Genomic DNA, 18482 nt, shown 5'->3' with positions numbered 1-18482 from the left:
CGAGCCAAATGAAACTAGCACCATCCATTTTAAGTGCCGATTTTGCCAATTTAGAAAGAGATATCCGTTTAGTAGAAGAATTAGGAGCAGATTATATTCATGTTGATGTCATGGACGGTCAATTTGTGCCCAACATTACCTTAGGACCGAATATCGTTTCAGCGATTCGTCCAGTGACAAAACTACCATTGGATGTTCATTTGATGATTGTACAACCTGAAAATTATATCAATGCCTTTGCGGAAGCCGGTGCGGATATTATTACTGTCCATCAAGAAGCAACACCCCATATTCATCGTGCCTTACAAATGATTAAAAATGCGGGTGTGAAAGCTGGCGTAACCATCAATCCTGGGACACCACTTTCGATGATCGAAAATGTATTAGACTTGGCAGATCAAGTCTTGGTAATGACTGTCAATCCAGGCTTTGGCGGACAATCATTTATTGAAAACTCACTAGAAAAAATTGCTCAATTAAAAGAATGGAAAGAAACAAAAGGATACACCTATGAAATTGAAGTCGATGGCGGGATTGTTCCTGAAACTGCCGCACGCTGCAAAGAAGCTGGTGCGGAAGTGTTTGTTGCAGGCTCCTACATTTATAATGCTGAAAATCCTCAAGAACGAATCGATGCACTGAGAGCAGTGCTAGACAAATGAGTCGTGTCTTACTGGTAGCTGGCGGTGAGCCAAGTGATTGGCCAACCATTGAACCAGCTACGTATGATTATTTTGTAGGTATTGATCGCGGCTGTCTCCATTTATTAGAGGCCGATTTACCGTTACAATTAGCGGTGGGCGATTTTGATTCATTATCACGAGAAGAATACCATTTTGTCCAAGAAACTGCCGAAACACTTATCCAAGCACCTGCTGAAAAAGATGATACAGACACACAATTAGCACTTCAAGAAGCTTTACAACGATTTCCACAAGCAGAGATGACGATTATCGGTGCAACAGGGGGCAGAATTGACCACCTGTTAGCCAATCTTTGGTTACCCTTTGAACCACGATTTCAAGGTGTACTTCGCCAAATCCGTCTATGCGATCGTCAAAATAGCATCCAGTATTACGCCCCTGGTTCGTATATCGTACAGAAAGAGCCAGATAAAGAATATCTGGCCTACTGCTGTTTGACGCCTGTAGAAAACTTGACGCTACGACGCAGTAAATATTTATTAACCAATCAAGATGTTCCTTACCCAACATCGTATGCAAGTAATGAATTTATCGAAGAAGCCGCTGCTTTTTCCTTCGATGCAGGGATGATTGCGGTTATTCAAAGTAAAGACAAGTAAAAAGAGGTTGGACCTTCATCAATGCGATGAAGGTCCAACCTCTTTTTTTATGCAATAAAAAAAGCCGAACAACGAACGTCCAGCTTTGCTTATTTAAGTTTATTAAACACGTTCGATTTTACCAGATTTCAAAGCACGAGTTGACACCCAAACTTTTTTAGGTTTACCATCGATTAATACGCGAACTTTTTGTAAGTTAGGTTTCACAGTGCGTTTTGTTGAGTTCATCGCATGTGAACGGTTATTACCACTTGAAGTCTTACGACCAGTGAAGTAACATACTTTTGCCATTTTAAGTTTCCTCCTTTGCCTTGATCTTGGAGCGATAATATTCAGCTCATACTAACTTAATTTATCATATTAGGCACTGATTTGCAAGAAGATTTTTAGTGACTAACAACAAAAGTAGCTTGTCAGGTGATAGTTTTTCATTGTCTGATTTTAAATACTTAAGAAATCCATGCACAAACGTAAGACGATAAAGATGAAAATTTAAGAGTTCAAGAAAAAAATGTAGTGGTCCGTGTTTGATTAATATAATTAAAGTACTTAGATAAATGAAAAAGGAGGAAAATATGAGCTTAGAAATTAAAAAGTTGAAAAAGAAAATGAATGAGCAGGAAATTATTAAAGGAATCAATTTGACTATTTCAGAAGGCGAAATTTACGGCTTCTTAGGCGCAAACGGTGCAGGTAAAACTACTATTTTCCGCCATATTTTAGGCATCTACTCTCCTGATGAAGGGGAAATAACCTGGCAGGGACGTAAAGTTGATCGCTTTGATGCTAAAGAGGTCGGTTATCTTCCAGAAGAGCGTGGCCTATATCCGAAAAGAACGGTGAGACAACAATTAACTTTCTTTGGGAAGCTCCGTAAAATGAAAAAGAAAGAAATTGAAAAAAGTATCCTCTTTTGGCTGGATTTTTTTAAGATACAAAAGAACGTAGATCGAAAAATTAGTGAATTGTCAAAAGGGAATCAACAAAAGATTCAATTTATTGCATCGATCATTCATGGACCCAAGCTTGTCATTTTGGATGAACCATTCTCTGGGCTAGACCCGATTAATGCGAATCAACTAAAAGAAGCAATTCTTTTTTTGAAGGAAAATAGTGCTACGATAATTTTCAGCTCTCATCAAATGGCAAACGTAGAAGAAATCTGTGAAAACATTTGTATGATGAAAAAGGGTGAGGTTATTTTAGAAGGAAATTTAAAAGAAATCAAAGATGAAACGGATAAAAGAAAAGTGATTGTTCAGGCTGATTTTGACAGAGAAATATTAAAGCAAGATTTTGAAATAGAATCGTATAAAGAAGAAAATGATGTTATTTCTTTTTATGTAAAAGATGAATGTACTGCGAAGAAAATTCAAAAATTTATTTTTCAATCAGAAAATATTCAGCAATTCAGAATTGAGCCAATTTCGTTAAATGATATTTTTCTAGAAAGAGTGGGTGAGTAAAGTGAAAAATATAGTGACGATTGCTTTAGAAACATACAAACAAAAAGTCGTGTCAAAAGTTTTTGTTATTATACTGTTGGTTTTGATGGTAGGGACATTTTTGGGAATGAATTATGAAGGGATTCTAAAAAAAGAGGAACCAAGTAAAGAAACCATCCTTGTTGTTTCAAATAATCAAGAGACTGTTACTATGCTGAAAGAAGTTGGTAAAGGTACCAATCTGAACTTTGTTGACGGCGGTCAAAAGTTATCAGATGCTGAGAAAGAGCTGAAAGATAGAGCGAGTAAAACCATTTTGAAAATTGAAAAGAGTAGCGCTGGTCTATACGAAGGAAAAATTTATTACGAAGGAGCTCTCCAATATAATGTGTCTGAACAATTACAAAGTCTTGTAACCACTGTAAATCAATCGATTAAATTAAATCAATTAAATATTGATGCGGCGCAACAACAGTTTTTGAATGAAAGCACACGTTTATCCTTAGAATCTTTAGCTGGAAATCAAGATAATTCGGTTCAAACATTAATACTAGTTTATATTGTTGGTTTTATTCTCTACATTGCAGTTATGCTCTTTTCTACAATGGTTGCCCAAGACATTGCGGTGGAAAAGAGTTCAAGAGTTATGGAAATTTTACTCACAACAATTACACCAGTTCAGCATTTAATTGGTAAAATTGTTGGCATTGGGCTAGTTGGGGTAACGCAAGCAGCAGCAATTTTTGGGGCTGCGTATGCATCTTATGGAATTTTTGGAGATAGTACAGGAGTATTTGACTTTTTGAGTGAAGGCAAAAATAGTCAAGCAATCATCTTAGCTGTCATATGTTTCGTTTTAGGTTATTTGCTATATTCTGTTACGGCTGCTATTTTAGGTTCTGTTGTTTCCTCTGTTCAGGAAGTTCAACAGTTGATGTATATTTTGATTATTCCTTTATTTATTGCGATGTTTATGGTAATGATTCTTGCAACTGGATTAGGAAGTAACCAAGCGACTATCCTTTCATCTTATATACCGTATCTATCACCGATAGTCATGTACGCACGTTATATGCTGGGGGATGCATCGTTAAATGCTTTTGCAGTAGCGATGGGAATTAATCTGGTCTTTACTATGATTTTAGCGTTTCTAGGGAAGAGTGTTTATCAAGGGGGCGTGTTTATTTATAGTGGAGATAAACTTATAAATGTTTTCAAAAAAGCGTTTAAATCTGGGAAATATTCTGTTAGATGAGTATAAAAAATCTTGTCGCAACTCTCATGTATAAAACATTTATTTTGATAAATAAAAAAGTAATTGAAATTGTACACTCAGTATAGCGAGTGTACAATTTTTGTTTATAGCGTAATAGTCGGGCACCGAAATCTACTTTTTCTCAGTTTCACTTATAAAGAAAGCTTGAATTGTCTTTTATTAGAGTATATACTTTTTTTATTAACTGAAATATAAGGAGGTTTTAATTTGGTGAGGTTTGTTTTTATTCTAAGTAATATCACGGCAGTGTTTCAAGTGTTCTTTAATTATCTAAAGTCAAAAGTAGTAAAGCTTAATAAAAAAATTACTTTACATAGTATTTTCGGATTGATGGTTATCGCAATTTTGAATGGCAAAATAATTTCTGCTATAGGAATGTATGGATTTGCTTGGATTTATTTGAGTATAATAATTTTAGGTTATTTTTTTATCTCTAAAAGCCTTATTAAAGTTTTAGGTATAAATTCTTATATCGTCATTATTTCAGCTATAAGTGGTCAGTTTGTATCCTTTATAAAGGAAAAAATATTTGGCACAGAACTAATTTTTTCAAGTAATTTAACTATGTTTTTACATAGTACATTTCGGCTAGCACTATCAGTAATTCTGACGATATTAATGATAAAGGGGATAAAAAAACTAGAAAAAAAGTTTTCTATTATCAATGAATGTCTTCTGCTTTTTAATTTGATAGGAATCGGCACAATGATTATCTACTATACCAGCCTGGTTTTAGGAAAATATTTGGGGAATAACAAGGAAATAATTGTAGTAAATTCCATCTTTCTCACGCTCTATTTAGTTGTTTCATTAATTTCTTTTATTGTGTATCTTAGTTCGCTCAAAAATAAATATGATATTCAACAGAAGGAAACAGAATATTTAGAAAATCAGAGATATATGGAGGCAATGGAGAAACAATTCAAGGAGATTCGGAAGTTTCGGCATGATTATAAAAATATCCTAAATTCATTAGAAGATTTTATTGTAAGTGGAGATTACGAGAGTCTTAATGACTATTATTTCAATAAAATAAAGAAAGCATCAAAATGCATTGACCAAAATGGGTTCAAGTTAGAAGCGATTGGAAACATTCGAGTAAGAGAAGTTAAAAGTCTCCTTGTGTCTAAGTTGATTTCAACGCAAGAAAAAGGAATGGATGTACAGTTAGAAGTGACTGAATCAATTGAAGAATTAGCCATTGATTCAATTTCTTTGGTTAGAATACTAGGTATTTTTTTAGATAACTCTATAGAAGAAATCGAATTTTTAGGTGAGGGTAAGCTTGTAATCGCTGTATATAAAGATGCCTCTGCTGTACATATTATCATCCAAAATTCATGTAGGAAAAATTTACCAAAATTCCATCTACTTAAGCAACGCGGTTTTTCATTAAAAGGCACTGATAGAGGAATGGGATTGAGTAATGTTCAAGAATTGCTTCAATCCCTAAATAATGTTCAACTAGCTACCTCCATCAGTGATGGATGGTTTACTCAAAAATTGACGATTGAAAACAATAGGAGGTGCGAATAAGGTGATTTCTATTATTATTTGCGAAGATGATTGGCGACAACGACAAATGTTGGAAACCTATGTTAAAAATTACATAATGATGGAAAGTCTTGATATGGAACTGGTTTTTTCAACAGGAAATCCGTTAGAAGTACTTGAATTTGTCAAAAGTCAGTCTAGAATAATTGGGTTATATTTTCTAGATGTTGATTTACAACATGAAATGTCAGGATTAACCTTAGCAGCTAAAATCAGAGACTACGATAATTTAGGTAAAATCGTTTTTGTCACAACACATGGGGAACTGTCCTATCTGACGTTTACGTATAAAGTGGAAGCGCTGGATTATATCATTAAAGACAACAAAGAACATCTACAGCAGAAAATCTGTGAAAATATTCAATTGGCTCATGAACGTATAACTAGTGAACGTGGAGATACAAAAAAATTATTTAAATTTAAGGACGGCGATACCATTCGGTCTGTAGATATGGCAACAATCATTTTTTTTGAATCTTCTTCCGTATCGCATAAAATCGTTTTACATCTTGAAAACGGAGAAATTGAATTTTATGGTTCCTTAAAGGAGATTGAAGAACAGTCTAATGACTTTTATCGTTGTCACAAATCATATTTAATCAACCGCAAGCATATAAGTAAAGTTATAAAAAGCGAACGGATTGTCGAAATGAGTAACGGAGAAAGATGTTTAGTCTCAGTGAGAGCCATGAAAAACCTCTAAAATCAGCAGACAAGATTCAATGAACCAAGTCGAATCTTGTCTTTTTCTGCATTGACAATGCACGACAAACGTTGTAAATTGTACAAATGTTGGTAATTATGAGGAAGGGTCTATAATATCTGACGAACTTCCTTTTAATTAAAGGCTGGATATGATAAAATGTTATGGAAGAAAATAGGGCGAATGTGCTCTTATAAGGAGGCTTTCATCAATGGCTGTAAAAATTCAAACACCCGCAGGTACCATTGAGATTACCAATGATGTGATCGCTACAGTAGTTGGCGGAGCTGCGACAGATATTTACGGAATTGTCGGAATGGCAAGCAAAAATCAAATTAAAGATAACTTAAACGATATTTTACGTCGTGAGAATTACTCACGTGGTGTCGTTGTTCGTCAAGAAGACAACGGAATCGCAGTGGATGTCTACACGATTGTTAGTTATGGTACAAAAATTTCTGAAGTTTCTCGTAACGTCCAAGAAAAAGTAAAATATAATCTTGAAACATTATTAGGTGTCACTGCGAATTCAGTTAACGTTTTTGTTCAAGGAGTTCGTGTATTACCGGATTAGAGGTAGTGTACTGTCAACGATGCAATTGCACAAGGAAGTCGTGTGTTGCCGTTAGCGGTAAATCTGAAGGAGGATTTTTTAGGTGAATGTAACAGAAATCAGCGCAGGTCAGTTCCAGGAAATGGTCCAGGCAGGTGCGACTCGTCTGCACACAAATGCAGAATATGTCAACTCATTAAACGTTTTCCCTGTACCCGATGGTGATACAGGAACAAATATGAACTTATCAATGACCAGTGGTGCAAAGGCTGTGGCCGATTCTCGCTCTGAAAAAGTAGGAGAATTAGCAGGCGCGTTATCCAAAGGGTTATTAATGGGTGCTCGTGGAAATTCTGGGGTTATTTTATCTCAATTATTCCGCGGCTTCTCAAAACAAATTCCTGAGGTTACAACATTAAATGCCAAAGACTTGGCCGCTGCATTTACACATGGTGTAGAAACAGCGTATAAAGCAGTGATGAAACCTGTTGAAGGAACAATCTTAACTGTTTCTCGTGAAGCGGCGCGTTCTGGTGAACGTAAAGCGAAAGAAACAGATGACTGTATCGAAGTTATGACAGCTGTTGTAGCAGGTGCTAAACGTGCCTTAGCGAAAACACCTGATTTATTACCTGTCCTAAAAGAAGTCGGCGTTGTAGATAGTGGGGGTCAAGGACTACTATTTATCTATGAAGGATTTTTAGAAGCGCTTAGTGGTGAATTTTTACCAACTGAAACGTATGAACCAAGTCCTGCCGAAATGGACGAAATGGTTAATGCTGAACATCACCGTGGTGTTAGTGGTCACGTTGCGACAGAAGACATTAAATTTGGCTATTGTACAGAAATTATGGTTCGTATCGGCGAAGGCCCAACCGTGGACAGCGCTTTTGATTATGAAACATTCAGAAACTACTTAAATGAACTAGGCGATTCTCTATTAGTCGTTAACGATGACGAAATTATCAAAGTTCACGTACACACCGAGCATCCAGGTGAAGTGATGAACTACGGCCAAAAATTTGGTTCGTTAGTAAAAATAAAAGTAGACAATATGCGTTTACAACATGAAACGTTAGTTGAACGCGATGCTCAGCAAGAAGCGTTGACTGAAAAAGTTCGCGTACCGTTTGCTGTGATTGCTATTGCAGCCGGTGAAGGCGTTCAAGAATTATTCCGAAGTTTAGGTGCAAGCTACATTATTAGTGGTGGCCAAACAATGAACCCAAGTACGGAAGATATTTTAAAAGCAGTCAAAGAAGTGAATGCAGAGCAAGTCATTATTTTACCAAACAACAAAAACATCTTTATGGCGGCTGATCAAGCAGCAGAAGTTGCCGATGTACCAGTAGCGGTTGTTCCATCTAAAACCATTTCTCAAGGAATGACAGCAATGTTAGCTTTCAATGATCAACAATCATTAGAAGAAAATAAAGCAAGTATGACGGAAATGTTAGACAGCGTTGTGAGTGGTCAAGTAACCACAGCTGTTCGTGACACAACCATTGATGACGTTGAAATTAAAAAAGATGACTTCTTAGGAATGATTGATGGTAAAATCGTCGTTTCTGAAGCAGATCGTTTTAATGCATCATTAGACACGTTGAACCGCATGATTGATGAAGACACTGAAATCGTGACAATTATTGTCGGCGAAGATGGTTCGGTTGAAGAAGCTGAAAAGCTAATCGCTATTTTAGTTTCTGAAAACGATGAACTAGAAACAGAACTTCATGAAGGTGGACAACCTGTGTATCCATACTTATTCTCAGCAGAATAGGTTTTCGTGATGAAAAAATAAAAACGAATAGGCTGGTTCATTAGTTAGGGCTAATGAACCAGCCTATTTAATGAATGATCCATTTTTTTGCGTATATTAATGAGGAGGGGATTTTATGGACATCACAGATTTAGTCAGCGTATTGCCCGGTGTTGGCCCAAAACGTGCTGAAAATTTACAAGAACTGGGGATTGCTACAATTGAAGACTTATTGACGTATTATCCCTTCCGCTACGATGATATCCAAGAAAAGGATTTAAGCGAGATTCAGGATCAGGAAAAAGTTACGCTAAAAGGGCTAGTGGTTTCGGAAGCAGTCGTTAGTCGGTACGGTTATAAGAAGAGCCGGTTAACGTTTCGAATGATGCAAGAACATGCGGTCATTAATGTTTCCTTCTTCAATCAACCTTTTTTAAAAGACAAAGTAGTTCTTTCCGAAGAAATTGCTGTTTATGGCAAATGGGATGCCAAGAGAAAATCATTAAATGGCATGAAAATCTTAGCTTCTCAAGGAGACAATGAAGATTTCGCCCCCATTTATCATGTGAATAAAAAAGTCCGCCAAAGCACGTTGGTTCAGTTAATCCGCACTGCTTTTGAAGAGTATGGTTCACTGGTTGAAGAGATTTTACCGAATGATTTATTAGAAAAGTACCGCTTGATGCCTAGAAAAGAAGCAATGTGGGCGATGCATTTTCCCAGTAATCCAGAAGAAAGCCATCAAGCTAAACGACGAGTAGTCTTTGAAGAGTTTTTCCTTTTCCAACTTAAAATGCAAGGATTGAAGAAACAAGAAAAAGCGGAAAAAAATGGTTTAGCTATTCAATATGACGTGGATCGCTTAAAAACGTTCACCCAAGGACTGCCGTTTGAATTGACAGGCGCCCAAAAAAAAGTGACCAATGAAATTTGTCGAGACTTGCGAAGTCCGAAGCATATGCAACGATTGCTTCAAGGTGACGTGGGGAGTGGGAAAACGGTAGTGGCTGCGATTGCGCTATACGCCACCATGACCGCTGGCTTTCAAGGGGCGTTAATGGTTCCGACTGAAATTTTAGCGCAGCAACACATGGAAAGCTTACAGCAGTTGTTTGATCCATTAGAAGTGCGAACGGCCTTATTAACAGGTTCCACCAAAACGAAAGAACGTCGTCTAATTCTCGAAGAACTGGCCAATGGCGAGATTGACATTGTGGTAGGGACCCATGCTTTGATACAACAAGATGTCAGTTTTCATCAATTAGGTTTGGTAATCACCGATGAGCAACATCGTTTTGGTGTGAATCAGAGAAAAATATTAAGAGAAAAAGGCTTAAAACCAGATGTTCTATTTATGACGGCCACTCCGATTCCTCGAACGCTGGCCATTACAGCCTATGGCGAAATGGATGTATCAATCATTGATGAAATGCCAGCTGGACGGATTCCAATCGAAACACGTTGGATTCGGCCGCCGCAGTTAGATACTGTTTTAGAATGGATGGAAAAAGAGCTGGCTCGAGGACATCAAGCCTATATTATTTGTCCCTTGATTGAAGAATCAGAAGCCTTAGATGTGAAAAACGCAACAGAAATTTTTGAACATATGCAAAGCTTTTATTCCCCAAGATATCAAGTGGGATTACTACATGGTAAAATGAAAAACCAAGAAAAAGATGACATTATGCAGGAGTTCAAAGACAATCAGCTGCAATTATTGGTTTCTACCACCGTTATTGAAGTTGGCGTGAATGTACCAAATGCCACAGTGATGTTAATTATGGATGCGGACCGGTTTGGGTTAGCACAATTACATCAGTTACGGGGACGTGTGGGGCGTGGCTCCAGTGCATCTTATTGTATTTTAGTGGCCAATCCGAAAAATGAAATGGGCGTTGAGCGTATGAAAATCATGACAGAAACCACCAATGGTTTTGTCTTGAGTGAGCGTGATTTGGAACTTCGCGGACCTGGGGAAGTGTTCGGTGCACGGCAATCAGGGGTGCCTCAATTTGCGGTAGGAGATATCGTGACGGACTTTAACATTTTAGAAGTTGCGCGCCAAGAAGCAAGTGCCCTATGGAAAGTGAAAGAGTGGTGGCAATATCCTGCTTATCAAGGCTTAGCCAATCGAGTGAAACCCCAAGATGAGGAAGCCCAATTTTTCGATTAGAAGAGGTAATTTTTGAAGCCAGAAAGTAAAAGCCAATACGTATTTCTTTGAAAAAAATATGTTATACTTGTTAGGAAACAAAAAAGTAGGAGGGAATCACTCATGAAAATTGCTGTAGATGCAATGGGTGGAGATAACGCCCCACAAGCAATTGTTGAAGGGGTTATGCTAGCCAAACAAGACTTCCCAGACATTGAATTTCAATTATATGGAAAAGAAGCCGAAATAAAAAAATACATCACCGATGAAAAAAACATTACGATTATTCATACCGATGAAAAAATTGCTAGTGACGATGAGCCAGTGAAGGCAATCCGTCGTAAGAAAACTGCTTCCATGGTTTTAGCAGCGCAAGCAGTTAAAAATGGGGAAGCCGATGCGATTTTTTCTGCAGGCAACACCGGAGCGCTATTAGCAGCGGGTCTTTTCATTGTCGGCCGCATCAAAAATGTGGAACGTCCCGGTTTGATGTCAACTTTACCTGTCATGGGAGAACCAGACAAAGGGTTTGACATGTTAGATTTAGGAGCCAATGCAGACAATAAACCAGAACATTTGGTTCAGTATGCCGTTTTAGGTTCATTCTATGCTGAAAAAGTTCGGAACGTTCAGAATCCTCGTGTCGGTCTATTAAATAACGGAACTGAGGAAACAAAGGGCAGTGAATTAACGAAAAAAGCCTTCGAATTGTTAGCAGCAGATGAAACGATTAATTTTGTCGGAAACGTTGAAGCACGAGAATTATTAAATGGCGTAGCTGACGTGGTGGTGACAGATGGCTTCACAGGGAATGCCGTTTTAAAATCTATCGAAGGCACAGCTATGAACATGATGAGCTTGCTGAAAACAGCGATTCTTTCTGAAGGTGTCAAAGGAAAAATGGGCGCCTTATTATTAAAGAATGCGTTGCGTGGCATGAAAGACGAAATGGACTACTCAAAACATGGGGGAGCGGTTTTATTTGGCTTAAAAGCGCCAGTCATTAAAACGCATGGGGCCACGGGTTCTGATGCCGTCCGCTACACCATTCGTCAAATTCATACAATGTTAGAAACCCAAGTTGTCCCACAATTAGTGGAATATTATGAAGGCAAAGCAGAGTAATTTGCAATTGTCTTGACATCAGTTTGTTACTCAAATGAAAAAAAGATGGACAAATACCCAAATTGTGAGTACAATGTATCTTAGCGTTTTAGTAAAAGAAAGAACCTTTTTTCAAAAGCAGTGGAGGTGAATACAGTTGACTCGTGAAGAAGTACTTCAAAAAGTAGCGAAGATTATCTCAAACCACTTTGATATTGAAGCGGATCAAGTAACAGATCAATTAAACATTAAAGATGATTTGAACGCTGACTCAATTAGCGTAATGGAGTTTGTTTTAGAACTTGAAGATGAATTTGGAACAGAGATTTCAGATGAAGATGCAGAAAAAATTGAAACAGTTGGTGCCGCTGTAGATTATATTGTGAGTAATTCATAAAAAATAATAAGACAAAGTCGATTAACATTCCTGTTAATCGACTTTTTTTGCGTACATAATGGTTATTTTATTAAGCAATAAGGCTATTTTTACACATGTTTTTGTAAAAAAAATCATACATGTAAAAAAATAACTGCGAAAAAAGTTATTTTATCTTGCTTTTTATGGAATAATTCTATAAAATTATGAAAAAACAATGAGCTGTAAATTAACATTGATAAAAATTAGAAAGTGCTATCATTAAATATTAGTTAATTTATATAATGTTTTTGAAAGGACGTAAGGGGTGCGTATGGATGCAAGGAAATGAACAATTATTAGAGGTTTCAGGATTAGAAACAGCATTTAGAATCAAAGATGATTATTATAATGCCGTCGATGATGTTTCATTTGAATTGAAGAAAAATGAGATTCTGGCAATCGTCGGAGAATCTGGTTGTGGAAAAAGTACCTTAGCAACAACGATTATGGGCTTACATGATCCCAATCATACCAAAATTACTGGGGAAATTTTATACAACAATTTAAACTTAACTACGTTTAATGAAACATTGTACAACAAAGTCAGAGGAAACGATATTGGGATGATTTTCCAAGATCCGTTGTCTGCACTGAATCCGCTCATGCGAATTGAAGACCAAATTAAAGAAAGTCTCACGTATCATACCAAAATGACTGCACAACAAAAACAAGCACGGGCCATTGAACTGTTAGATCAAGTGGGGATTCCCAACCCAGAGCGTGTCGGGAAACAGTATCCTCATGAATTGTCTGGCGGCATGCGCCAACGGGTGATTATTGCCATTGCAATCGCGTGTAAACCACCGATTTTAATTGCAGATGAACCAACAACGGCCTTAGACGTTACCATTCAGGCACAAATTCTCGATTTGTTAAAAGATTTACAAGAAGAAACGGGAAGCGGCATTATTTTAATTACCCATGACTTAGGTGTAGTTGCGGAAATGGCTGATCGTGTAGCGGTTATGTATGCGGGTCAGTTTGTAGAAGTAGCCACTGCTGAAGAATTGTTTAGTCATCCGAAACATCCATATACACGTTCCTTACTTCAGTCCATTCCCCAAGAGAATTCCGATGAAGAAGAACTTCATGTGATTGAAGGGATTGTTCCTTCGTTAACCAAATTACCTAGAAAAGGTTGTCGGTTTGCCCCACGAATTCCTTGGATTGATGCATCGGAACATGAAGAAAATCCAACATTACATGAAGTTGCACCGAATCATTATGTTCGTTGTACATGTTATAAACATTTTCATTTTAGAGACGGGGAAGGGGAAGCGTAATGACAGAAATTATTCAAATTAAAGATTTAAAAGTTCATTATCCAATTCGCAGCGGCTTCTTCAATCGAATCACTGATCATGTTTTGGCGGTTGATGGTGTGGATTTCATGATTGAACAAGGTAAAACGTATGGGTTAGTTGGTGAATCGGGTTCTGGAAAATCAACGACAGGAAAAGCAATTATTGGTTTAGAAAAAATTACAAATGGTGAAATTATTTATCAAGGACAAGATGTAACCAAGCCGCGAAGTCGAAAAGCGATCGGATACAACAAAGATGTCCAAATGATTTTCCAAGATTCGATGTCAAGTTTAAACCCTAAAAAACGAGTACTAGATATTATCGCCGAACCAATTCGAAATTTTGAACGGTTAAGTGACCAAGAAGAAAAGAAAAAAGTCAAAAGTTTGTTGGACATTGTGGGGATGCCAGAAGATGCGTTGTACAAATATCCTCATGAATTTTCTGGTGGGCAACGCCAACGTTTAGGCGTCGCCCGAGCGGTGGCTACCAGCCCCAAATTAATTATTGCAGATGAACCTGTTTCAGCACTGGACTTATCTGTGCAAGCACAGGTATTGAATTTTATGAAAAACATTCAACAGGAATATGGGTTAAGTTACTTATTTATTTCCCATGATTTGGGCGTAGTTAAACATATGTGTGACAACATTGCCATTATGTACAAAGGCCGTTTTGTAGAAATCGGTACACGCCAAGATATTTACACTAATCCACAACACATTTATACCAAACGCTTACTTTCAGCAATTCCTAAAATTGACGTAGCGAACCGAGAAGCTCACAAAGAAGAACGAAGAAGAGTTGAGCAAGAGTATCGGGAAAATCATAAAGACTATTATGATGAAAATGGGCGGGTTTATAACTTACATTCGATTAGTCCAACCCACCAAGTAGCGTTAAAAAATGGAGGTGCTGAATAATGTGGAAAACAATTTTACGCCGTTTGTTATTGATGATTCCGCAAGTGATTATTTTAAGTGTCTTGATTTTCCTGTTGGCTAAAATGATGCCAGGTGATCCGTTTACAGGATTGATTAATCCGAACCAAGACCCGAAAGTGATTGAAGCCATGCGCGAAGCTGCCGGGTTAAATGATCCTTGGTACGAACAATATTTCCGTTGGATTGGCAATGCCTTACATGGAGATTTTGGTCATAGTTTTATCTTTAAATTACCTGTGTCCACGCTCATTGCTGGTCGGGTGGGGAATACGATTGCATTGGCCGCTGTGTCAGTTATAATCACGTATTTAATCGCCATTCCTTTCGGTTTAATTGCTGGCCGTTACCAAAATTCATGGTTTGACAAAATGGTGGTTATCTACAACTTCTTCAGTTTTGCCGTACCATTATTCATCTTTGCCTTGATTATGCTCTTTATTTTTGGGTATCGCTTAGACTGGTTCCCAACGAGTGGAACCGTGACTGTTGGTTTGGCTGAGGGAACGTGGCCGTATTATTTAGATAAACTGAAGCATTTAATTTTACCAGGGGTCACTCAAGCGTTGCTAGGGACAGCGGTCACTATTCAATATTTGCGCAGTGAAGTGATTGATGTTAAAAACATGGACTTTGTTCGTACTGCTCGTTCAAAAGGAGTGCCAACGAATAAAATTTTTAATCGACACATTTTTAGAAATGCAGCATTACCAATTGCCTCTCAATTAGGTTATGAAATTACTGCTTTGATTGCCGGATCAGTCGTTATTGAAAAGATTTTTGCTTTCCCAGGAATTGGAAAATTATTTATTGATAGTATCATTCAACGTGACTATTCCGTTATTACCGCTCTCGTGTTGATTTTGGGATTGGCAACCCTTATCGGAACCTTAATTTCTGATATTGTAATGAGTATTGTTGATCCAAGAATTCGAATTCAGTAGAAAAAACACGAAGAAAGGGTGATAAAAATGGAATTGACAGAAGAAAAAAGAGAAGAAGTCTTACAAGAAAGTATTCCACCAATGGGCTTTCGGATGATTGCGCGAGAATTCGTCAAAGAAAAAATGGCGATGTTTTCTTTAATCCTTTTGGTCATTATCTTATTAGCCGTTTTTATCGGTTCGTTAGTGTTAGACCAAAGTGCCGTTATGCATGTAAGTATTTTAGATAAATATGCGGAACCAGGTACCGTTACAATGAATGGCACCAAGTTCATTTTAGGTGCCGATGAAGGGGGTCGTGATGTTTTAGGACAATTGATTATCGGGGCTAGAAACTCGATTTTAATCGGTTTTGCCATTACGATTATTACGTCTATTATCGGGGTCGGTTTAGGGATTATTTCCGGTTATTATGGAGGCATGATTGATAATATTTTGATGCGTATCGTGGATTTTATTATGATTTTGCCAATTATGTTAATTATTATTGTGTTCGTTTCCGTGATTCCTAAATATAGTATCTGGTCCTTTATTTGGATTATGTGTGCGTTTTATTGGGTTGGAAAAGCGCGGTTGTTCCGCAGTAAAACGTTATCTGAAGGGCGCCGAGATTACGTTAGTGCCTCTAAGACAATGGGAACAAGCGATTTTAAAATTATGTTTCGAGAAATTATGCCGAATTTAAGTTCATTAATTATTACGAACTTAACGATTAATTTCGCGGCCAATATCGGGATCGAAACAACGTTAACTTTCTTAGGCTTCGGGTTACCACAAAGTGTCCCAAGTTTAGGAACCTTAATTGGCTACGCCAGCAGTGGAGATGTATTAGTCAATAAACAATGGGTTTGGTTACCTGCATCAATTCTAATTTTAGTCTTGATGTTAAGTATAAACTATGTTGGACAAGCATTTAAGCGCTCAGCAGATGCACGACAACGATTAGGCTAATTAGCCAAAAAATGAGGGAGGAAAAGAGATGAACAAGAAACGGATTTTAGGTGCAATCACGTTAGCTTCTGTGTTAGTATTCGGGTTAGCTGCATGTGGTGGCGGCAATAAAGGCGGGGGCAATAAAGCAACGGAAACAGAAGACATTTCAAAAATGCCAATCGCTGTTAAAAATGATAAAAAAGCAATTGATGGCGGGACATTAGATGTCGCTGTAGTTATGGATACACAATTCCAAGGACTTTTCCAGCAAGAATTTTATCAAGACAACTATGATGCACAATACATGCTTCCAACGGTACAGCCATTATTTAACAATGATGCAGACTTTAAGATTGTCGATGGGGGTCCTGCGGATCTGAAATTAGATGAAGATGCCAATACAGCAACCATTAAATTACGTGACAATTTGAAATGGTCTGACGGTAAAGATGTGACGGCAGATGACGTGATTTTCTCTTATGAAGTCATTGGTCATAAAGACTATACAGGGATTCGTTATGATGATAACTTTACGAATATTGTTGGCATGGAAGACTACCATGATGGTAAATCGCCAACCATTTCTGGCATAGAAAAAGTCAATGATAAAGAAGTTAAAATCACTTATAAAGAAGTTCACCCAGGAATGCAACAATTAGGTGGCGGTGTTTGGGGTTCAGTTTTACCAAAACATGCCTTTGAAGGAATTGCTGTTAAAGACATGGAATCAAGCGATGCAGTTCGTAAAAACCCTGTAACTATTGGACCATACTACATGAGTAATATTGTGACAGGTGAATCTGTTGAATACCTACCAAATGAGTATTACTACGGTGGCAAACCAAAATTAGATAAATTAGTGTTCAAATCTGTGCCTTCTGCGAGCATTGTAGAAGCGATGAAAGCGAAACAATACGATATTGCATTATCAATGCCAACAGATACGTATCCAACATACAAAGATACTGAAGGGTATCAAATCTTAGGACGTCCCGAACAAGCCTACACGTATATTGGCTTTAAAATGGGCACGTTTGACAAAGAAACAAATACAGTGAAATACAATCCAAAAGCTAAAATGGCAGATAAAAGCTTACGTCAAGCCATGGGCTATGCAATTGACAATGATGCAGTCGGCCAAAAATTCTACAACGGCTTACGAACAGGGGCAACAACGTTAATCCCACCAGTCTTCAAGAGCTTGCATGATAGCGAAGCGAAAGGCTATACGCTTGATTTAGACAAAGCGAAAAAATTATTAGACGATGCTGGTTATAAAGACGTAGACGGCGATGGCATTCGCGAAGACAAAGAAGGCAAACCACTAGAAATCAAGTTTGCTTCAATGTCAGGCGGCGAAACTGCACAACCACTTGCTGATTACTATGTCCAACAATGGAAAGAAATTGGCTTAAACGTAACGTATACAACAGGACGCTTAATTGATTTCCAAGCATTCTATGATAAATTGAAAAATGATGACCCAGAAGTAGATATCTATCAAGGCGCGTGGGGCACAGGTTCAGATCCTTCACCAACCGGCTTATATGGTCCAAACTCAGCCTTTAACTATACACGTTTTGAGTCAGAAGAAAATACTAAATTACTTGATGCGATTGATTCAAAAGCATCATTTGATGAAGAAAAACGTAAAAAAGCCTTCTACGATTGGCAAGAGTATGCCATTGATGAAGCGTTTGTAATCCCAACGCTTTACAGAAATGAAGTCTTGCCTGTCAACGACCGTGTAGTTGACTTTACTTGGGCAGTTGATACGAAAGATAATCCATGGGCAACAGTGGGTGTCACTGCGGAAAAACGTTAAACAACGTTCCGCTGATTTAATAGAGATAGAACGAGGTCGGGACAGAAGTGTTTAACTCCGAGAAATAAGGAGGAGTTGCTTCTGTTCCCGCCGTTTATCAGTTTTTGAGCGTGGCGCAAAAATCCAAAGTGATTTTTGTCCCACGCTCTTTCTATCTCTTACGTAAACAAACGCTTTTATCTCAATCATAGCTCTATTTATTTATTTTTTTCTAAAAAATAATGAGAACACAGTGAATAACAGGCTTTTTCTGAATAGAACCATTTAA

At 37.6% G+C, this 18482-nt stretch carries 17 protein-coding genes; 16 read left to right on the top strand and 1 reads right to left on the bottom strand.

Annotated elements, in window-relative coordinates; all coding sequences use genetic code 11:
- The first annotated feature begins 8 nt into the window (after positions 1-8).
- Both rpe and IGL86_RS12035 read left to right on the top strand, forming a co-directional pair.
- Entirely contained in the window at positions 9-662 is a 654-nt protein-coding gene (gene rpe, locus IGL86_RS12040; RefSeq protein ID WP_002354925.1) for a ribulose-phosphate 3-epimerase, read from the top strand.
- On the top strand, positions 659-1303 hold the full coding sequence (locus tag IGL86_RS12035) for a thiamine diphosphokinase (protein WP_033600674.1): 645 nt from the start codon (positions 659-661) through the stop codon (positions 1301-1303). The genes rpe and IGL86_RS12035 overlap by 4 nt, the downstream gene beginning before the upstream one ends.
- Before the next feature lie 102 nt (positions 1304-1405).
- Here IGL86_RS12035 and rpmB read toward each other — a convergent pair whose 3' ends face one another.
- Positions 1406-1594 (bottom strand): 50S ribosomal protein L28, encoded by a 189-nt coding sequence (rpmB, locus tag IGL86_RS12030; protein ID WP_002354928.1) that lies wholly within the window; start codon positions 1592-1594, stop codon positions 1406-1408.
- 266 nt (positions 1595-1860) lie between these two features.
- Between rpmB and IGL86_RS12025 the strand changes: the two genes are divergently transcribed.
- From IGL86_RS12025 to opp2A, 14 genes are all read left to right on the top strand, one after another.
- The gene (locus tag IGL86_RS12025; protein WP_049095406.1) at positions 1861-2769 is read left to right on the top strand and encodes an ATP-binding cassette domain-containing protein; all 909 of its coding nucleotides are present in this window, start codon (positions 1861-1863) and stop codon (positions 2767-2769) included.
- Positions 2762-4003, top strand: coding sequence for an ABC transporter permease (locus tag IGL86_RS12020; protein WP_033625861.1), 1242 nt, complete (start codon positions 2762-2764; stop codon positions 4001-4003). The genes IGL86_RS12025 and IGL86_RS12020 overlap by 8 nt, the downstream gene beginning before the upstream one ends.
- Before the next feature lie 228 nt (positions 4004-4231).
- The gene (locus IGL86_RS12015; RefSeq protein WP_033625862.1) at positions 4232-5560 is read left to right on the top strand and encodes a sensor histidine kinase; all 1329 of its coding nucleotides are present in this window, start codon (positions 4232-4234) and stop codon (positions 5558-5560) included.
- Between the two features lies 1 nt (position 5561).
- Positions 5562-6281, top strand: coding sequence for a LytR/AlgR family response regulator transcription factor (locus tag IGL86_RS12010; RefSeq protein ID WP_002413786.1), 720 nt, complete (start codon positions 5562-5564; stop codon positions 6279-6281).
- A 211-nt stretch (positions 6282-6492) separates the two neighbouring features.
- Positions 6493-6855: an Asp23/Gls24 family envelope stress response protein gene (locus IGL86_RS12005; RefSeq protein WP_002354933.1), complete on the top strand. Its 363-nt coding sequence runs from the start codon at positions 6493-6495 to the stop codon at positions 6853-6855.
- Between the two features lie 82 nt (positions 6856-6937).
- Positions 6938-8614: a DAK2 domain-containing protein gene (locus IGL86_RS12000; RefSeq protein ID WP_002354936.1), complete on the top strand. Its 1677-nt coding sequence runs from the start codon at positions 6938-6940 to the stop codon at positions 8612-8614.
- A gap of 115 nt (positions 8615-8729) precedes the next feature.
- The gene (gene recG, locus IGL86_RS11995) at positions 8730-10766 is read left to right on the top strand and encodes an ATP-dependent DNA helicase RecG (protein WP_033625863.1); all 2037 of its coding nucleotides are present in this window, start codon (positions 8730-8732) and stop codon (positions 10764-10766) included.
- A 102-nt stretch (positions 10767-10868) separates the two neighbouring features.
- Positions 10869-11870 (top strand): phosphate acyltransferase PlsX, encoded by a 1002-nt coding sequence (plsX, locus tag IGL86_RS11990; RefSeq protein WP_033625864.1) that lies wholly within the window; start codon positions 10869-10871, stop codon positions 11868-11870.
- A gap of 136 nt (positions 11871-12006) precedes the next feature.
- Complete coding sequence (gene acpP / locus IGL86_RS11985) at positions 12007-12246, top strand: acyl carrier protein (protein ID WP_002354939.1); 240 nt, start codon at positions 12007-12009, stop codon at positions 12244-12246.
- A 263-nt stretch (positions 12247-12509) separates the two neighbouring features.
- A complete protein-coding gene (gene opp2D, locus IGL86_RS11980; protein WP_002367425.1) occupies positions 12510-13550 on the top strand; it encodes an oligopeptide ABC transporter ATP-binding protein Opp2D in 1041 nt (346 codons plus the stop codon).
- On the top strand, positions 13550-14494 hold the full coding sequence (gene opp2F / locus IGL86_RS11975; protein WP_002415658.1) for an oligopeptide ABC transporter ATP-binding protein Opp2F: 945 nt from the start codon (positions 13550-13552) through the stop codon (positions 14492-14494). Before opp2D ends, opp2F begins: the two co-directional genes overlap by 1 nt.
- Positions 14494-15456: an oligopeptide ABC transporter permease Opp2B gene (gene opp2B / locus IGL86_RS11970; protein ID WP_002354943.1), complete on the top strand. Its 963-nt coding sequence runs from the start codon at positions 14494-14496 to the stop codon at positions 15454-15456. Before opp2F ends, opp2B begins: the two co-directional genes overlap by 1 nt.
- Positions 15457-15483: 27 nt before the next feature.
- The gene (gene opp2C, locus IGL86_RS11965) at positions 15484-16407 is read left to right on the top strand and encodes an oligopeptide ABC transporter permease Opp2C (protein WP_002365358.1); all 924 of its coding nucleotides are present in this window, start codon (positions 15484-15486) and stop codon (positions 16405-16407) included.
- Between the two features lie 28 nt (positions 16408-16435).
- Positions 16436-18214, top strand: a complete 1779-nt coding sequence (opp2A, locus tag IGL86_RS11960) for an oligopeptide ABC transporter substrate-binding protein Opp2A (protein WP_002408275.1) — start codon at positions 16436-16438, stop codon at positions 18212-18214.
- Positions 18215-18482 lie beyond the last annotated feature (268 nt).

This window comes from Enterococcus sp. DIV0774, from assembly GCF_050539095.1.
In the GTDB taxonomy this organism is placed as follows: domain Bacteria; phylum Bacillota; class Bacilli; order Lactobacillales; family Enterococcaceae; genus Enterococcus; species Enterococcus faecalis.
The sequence above is the reverse complement of the archived record's forward strand: the minus strand, read 5'-3'. Positions and strand labels throughout refer to the sequence as shown.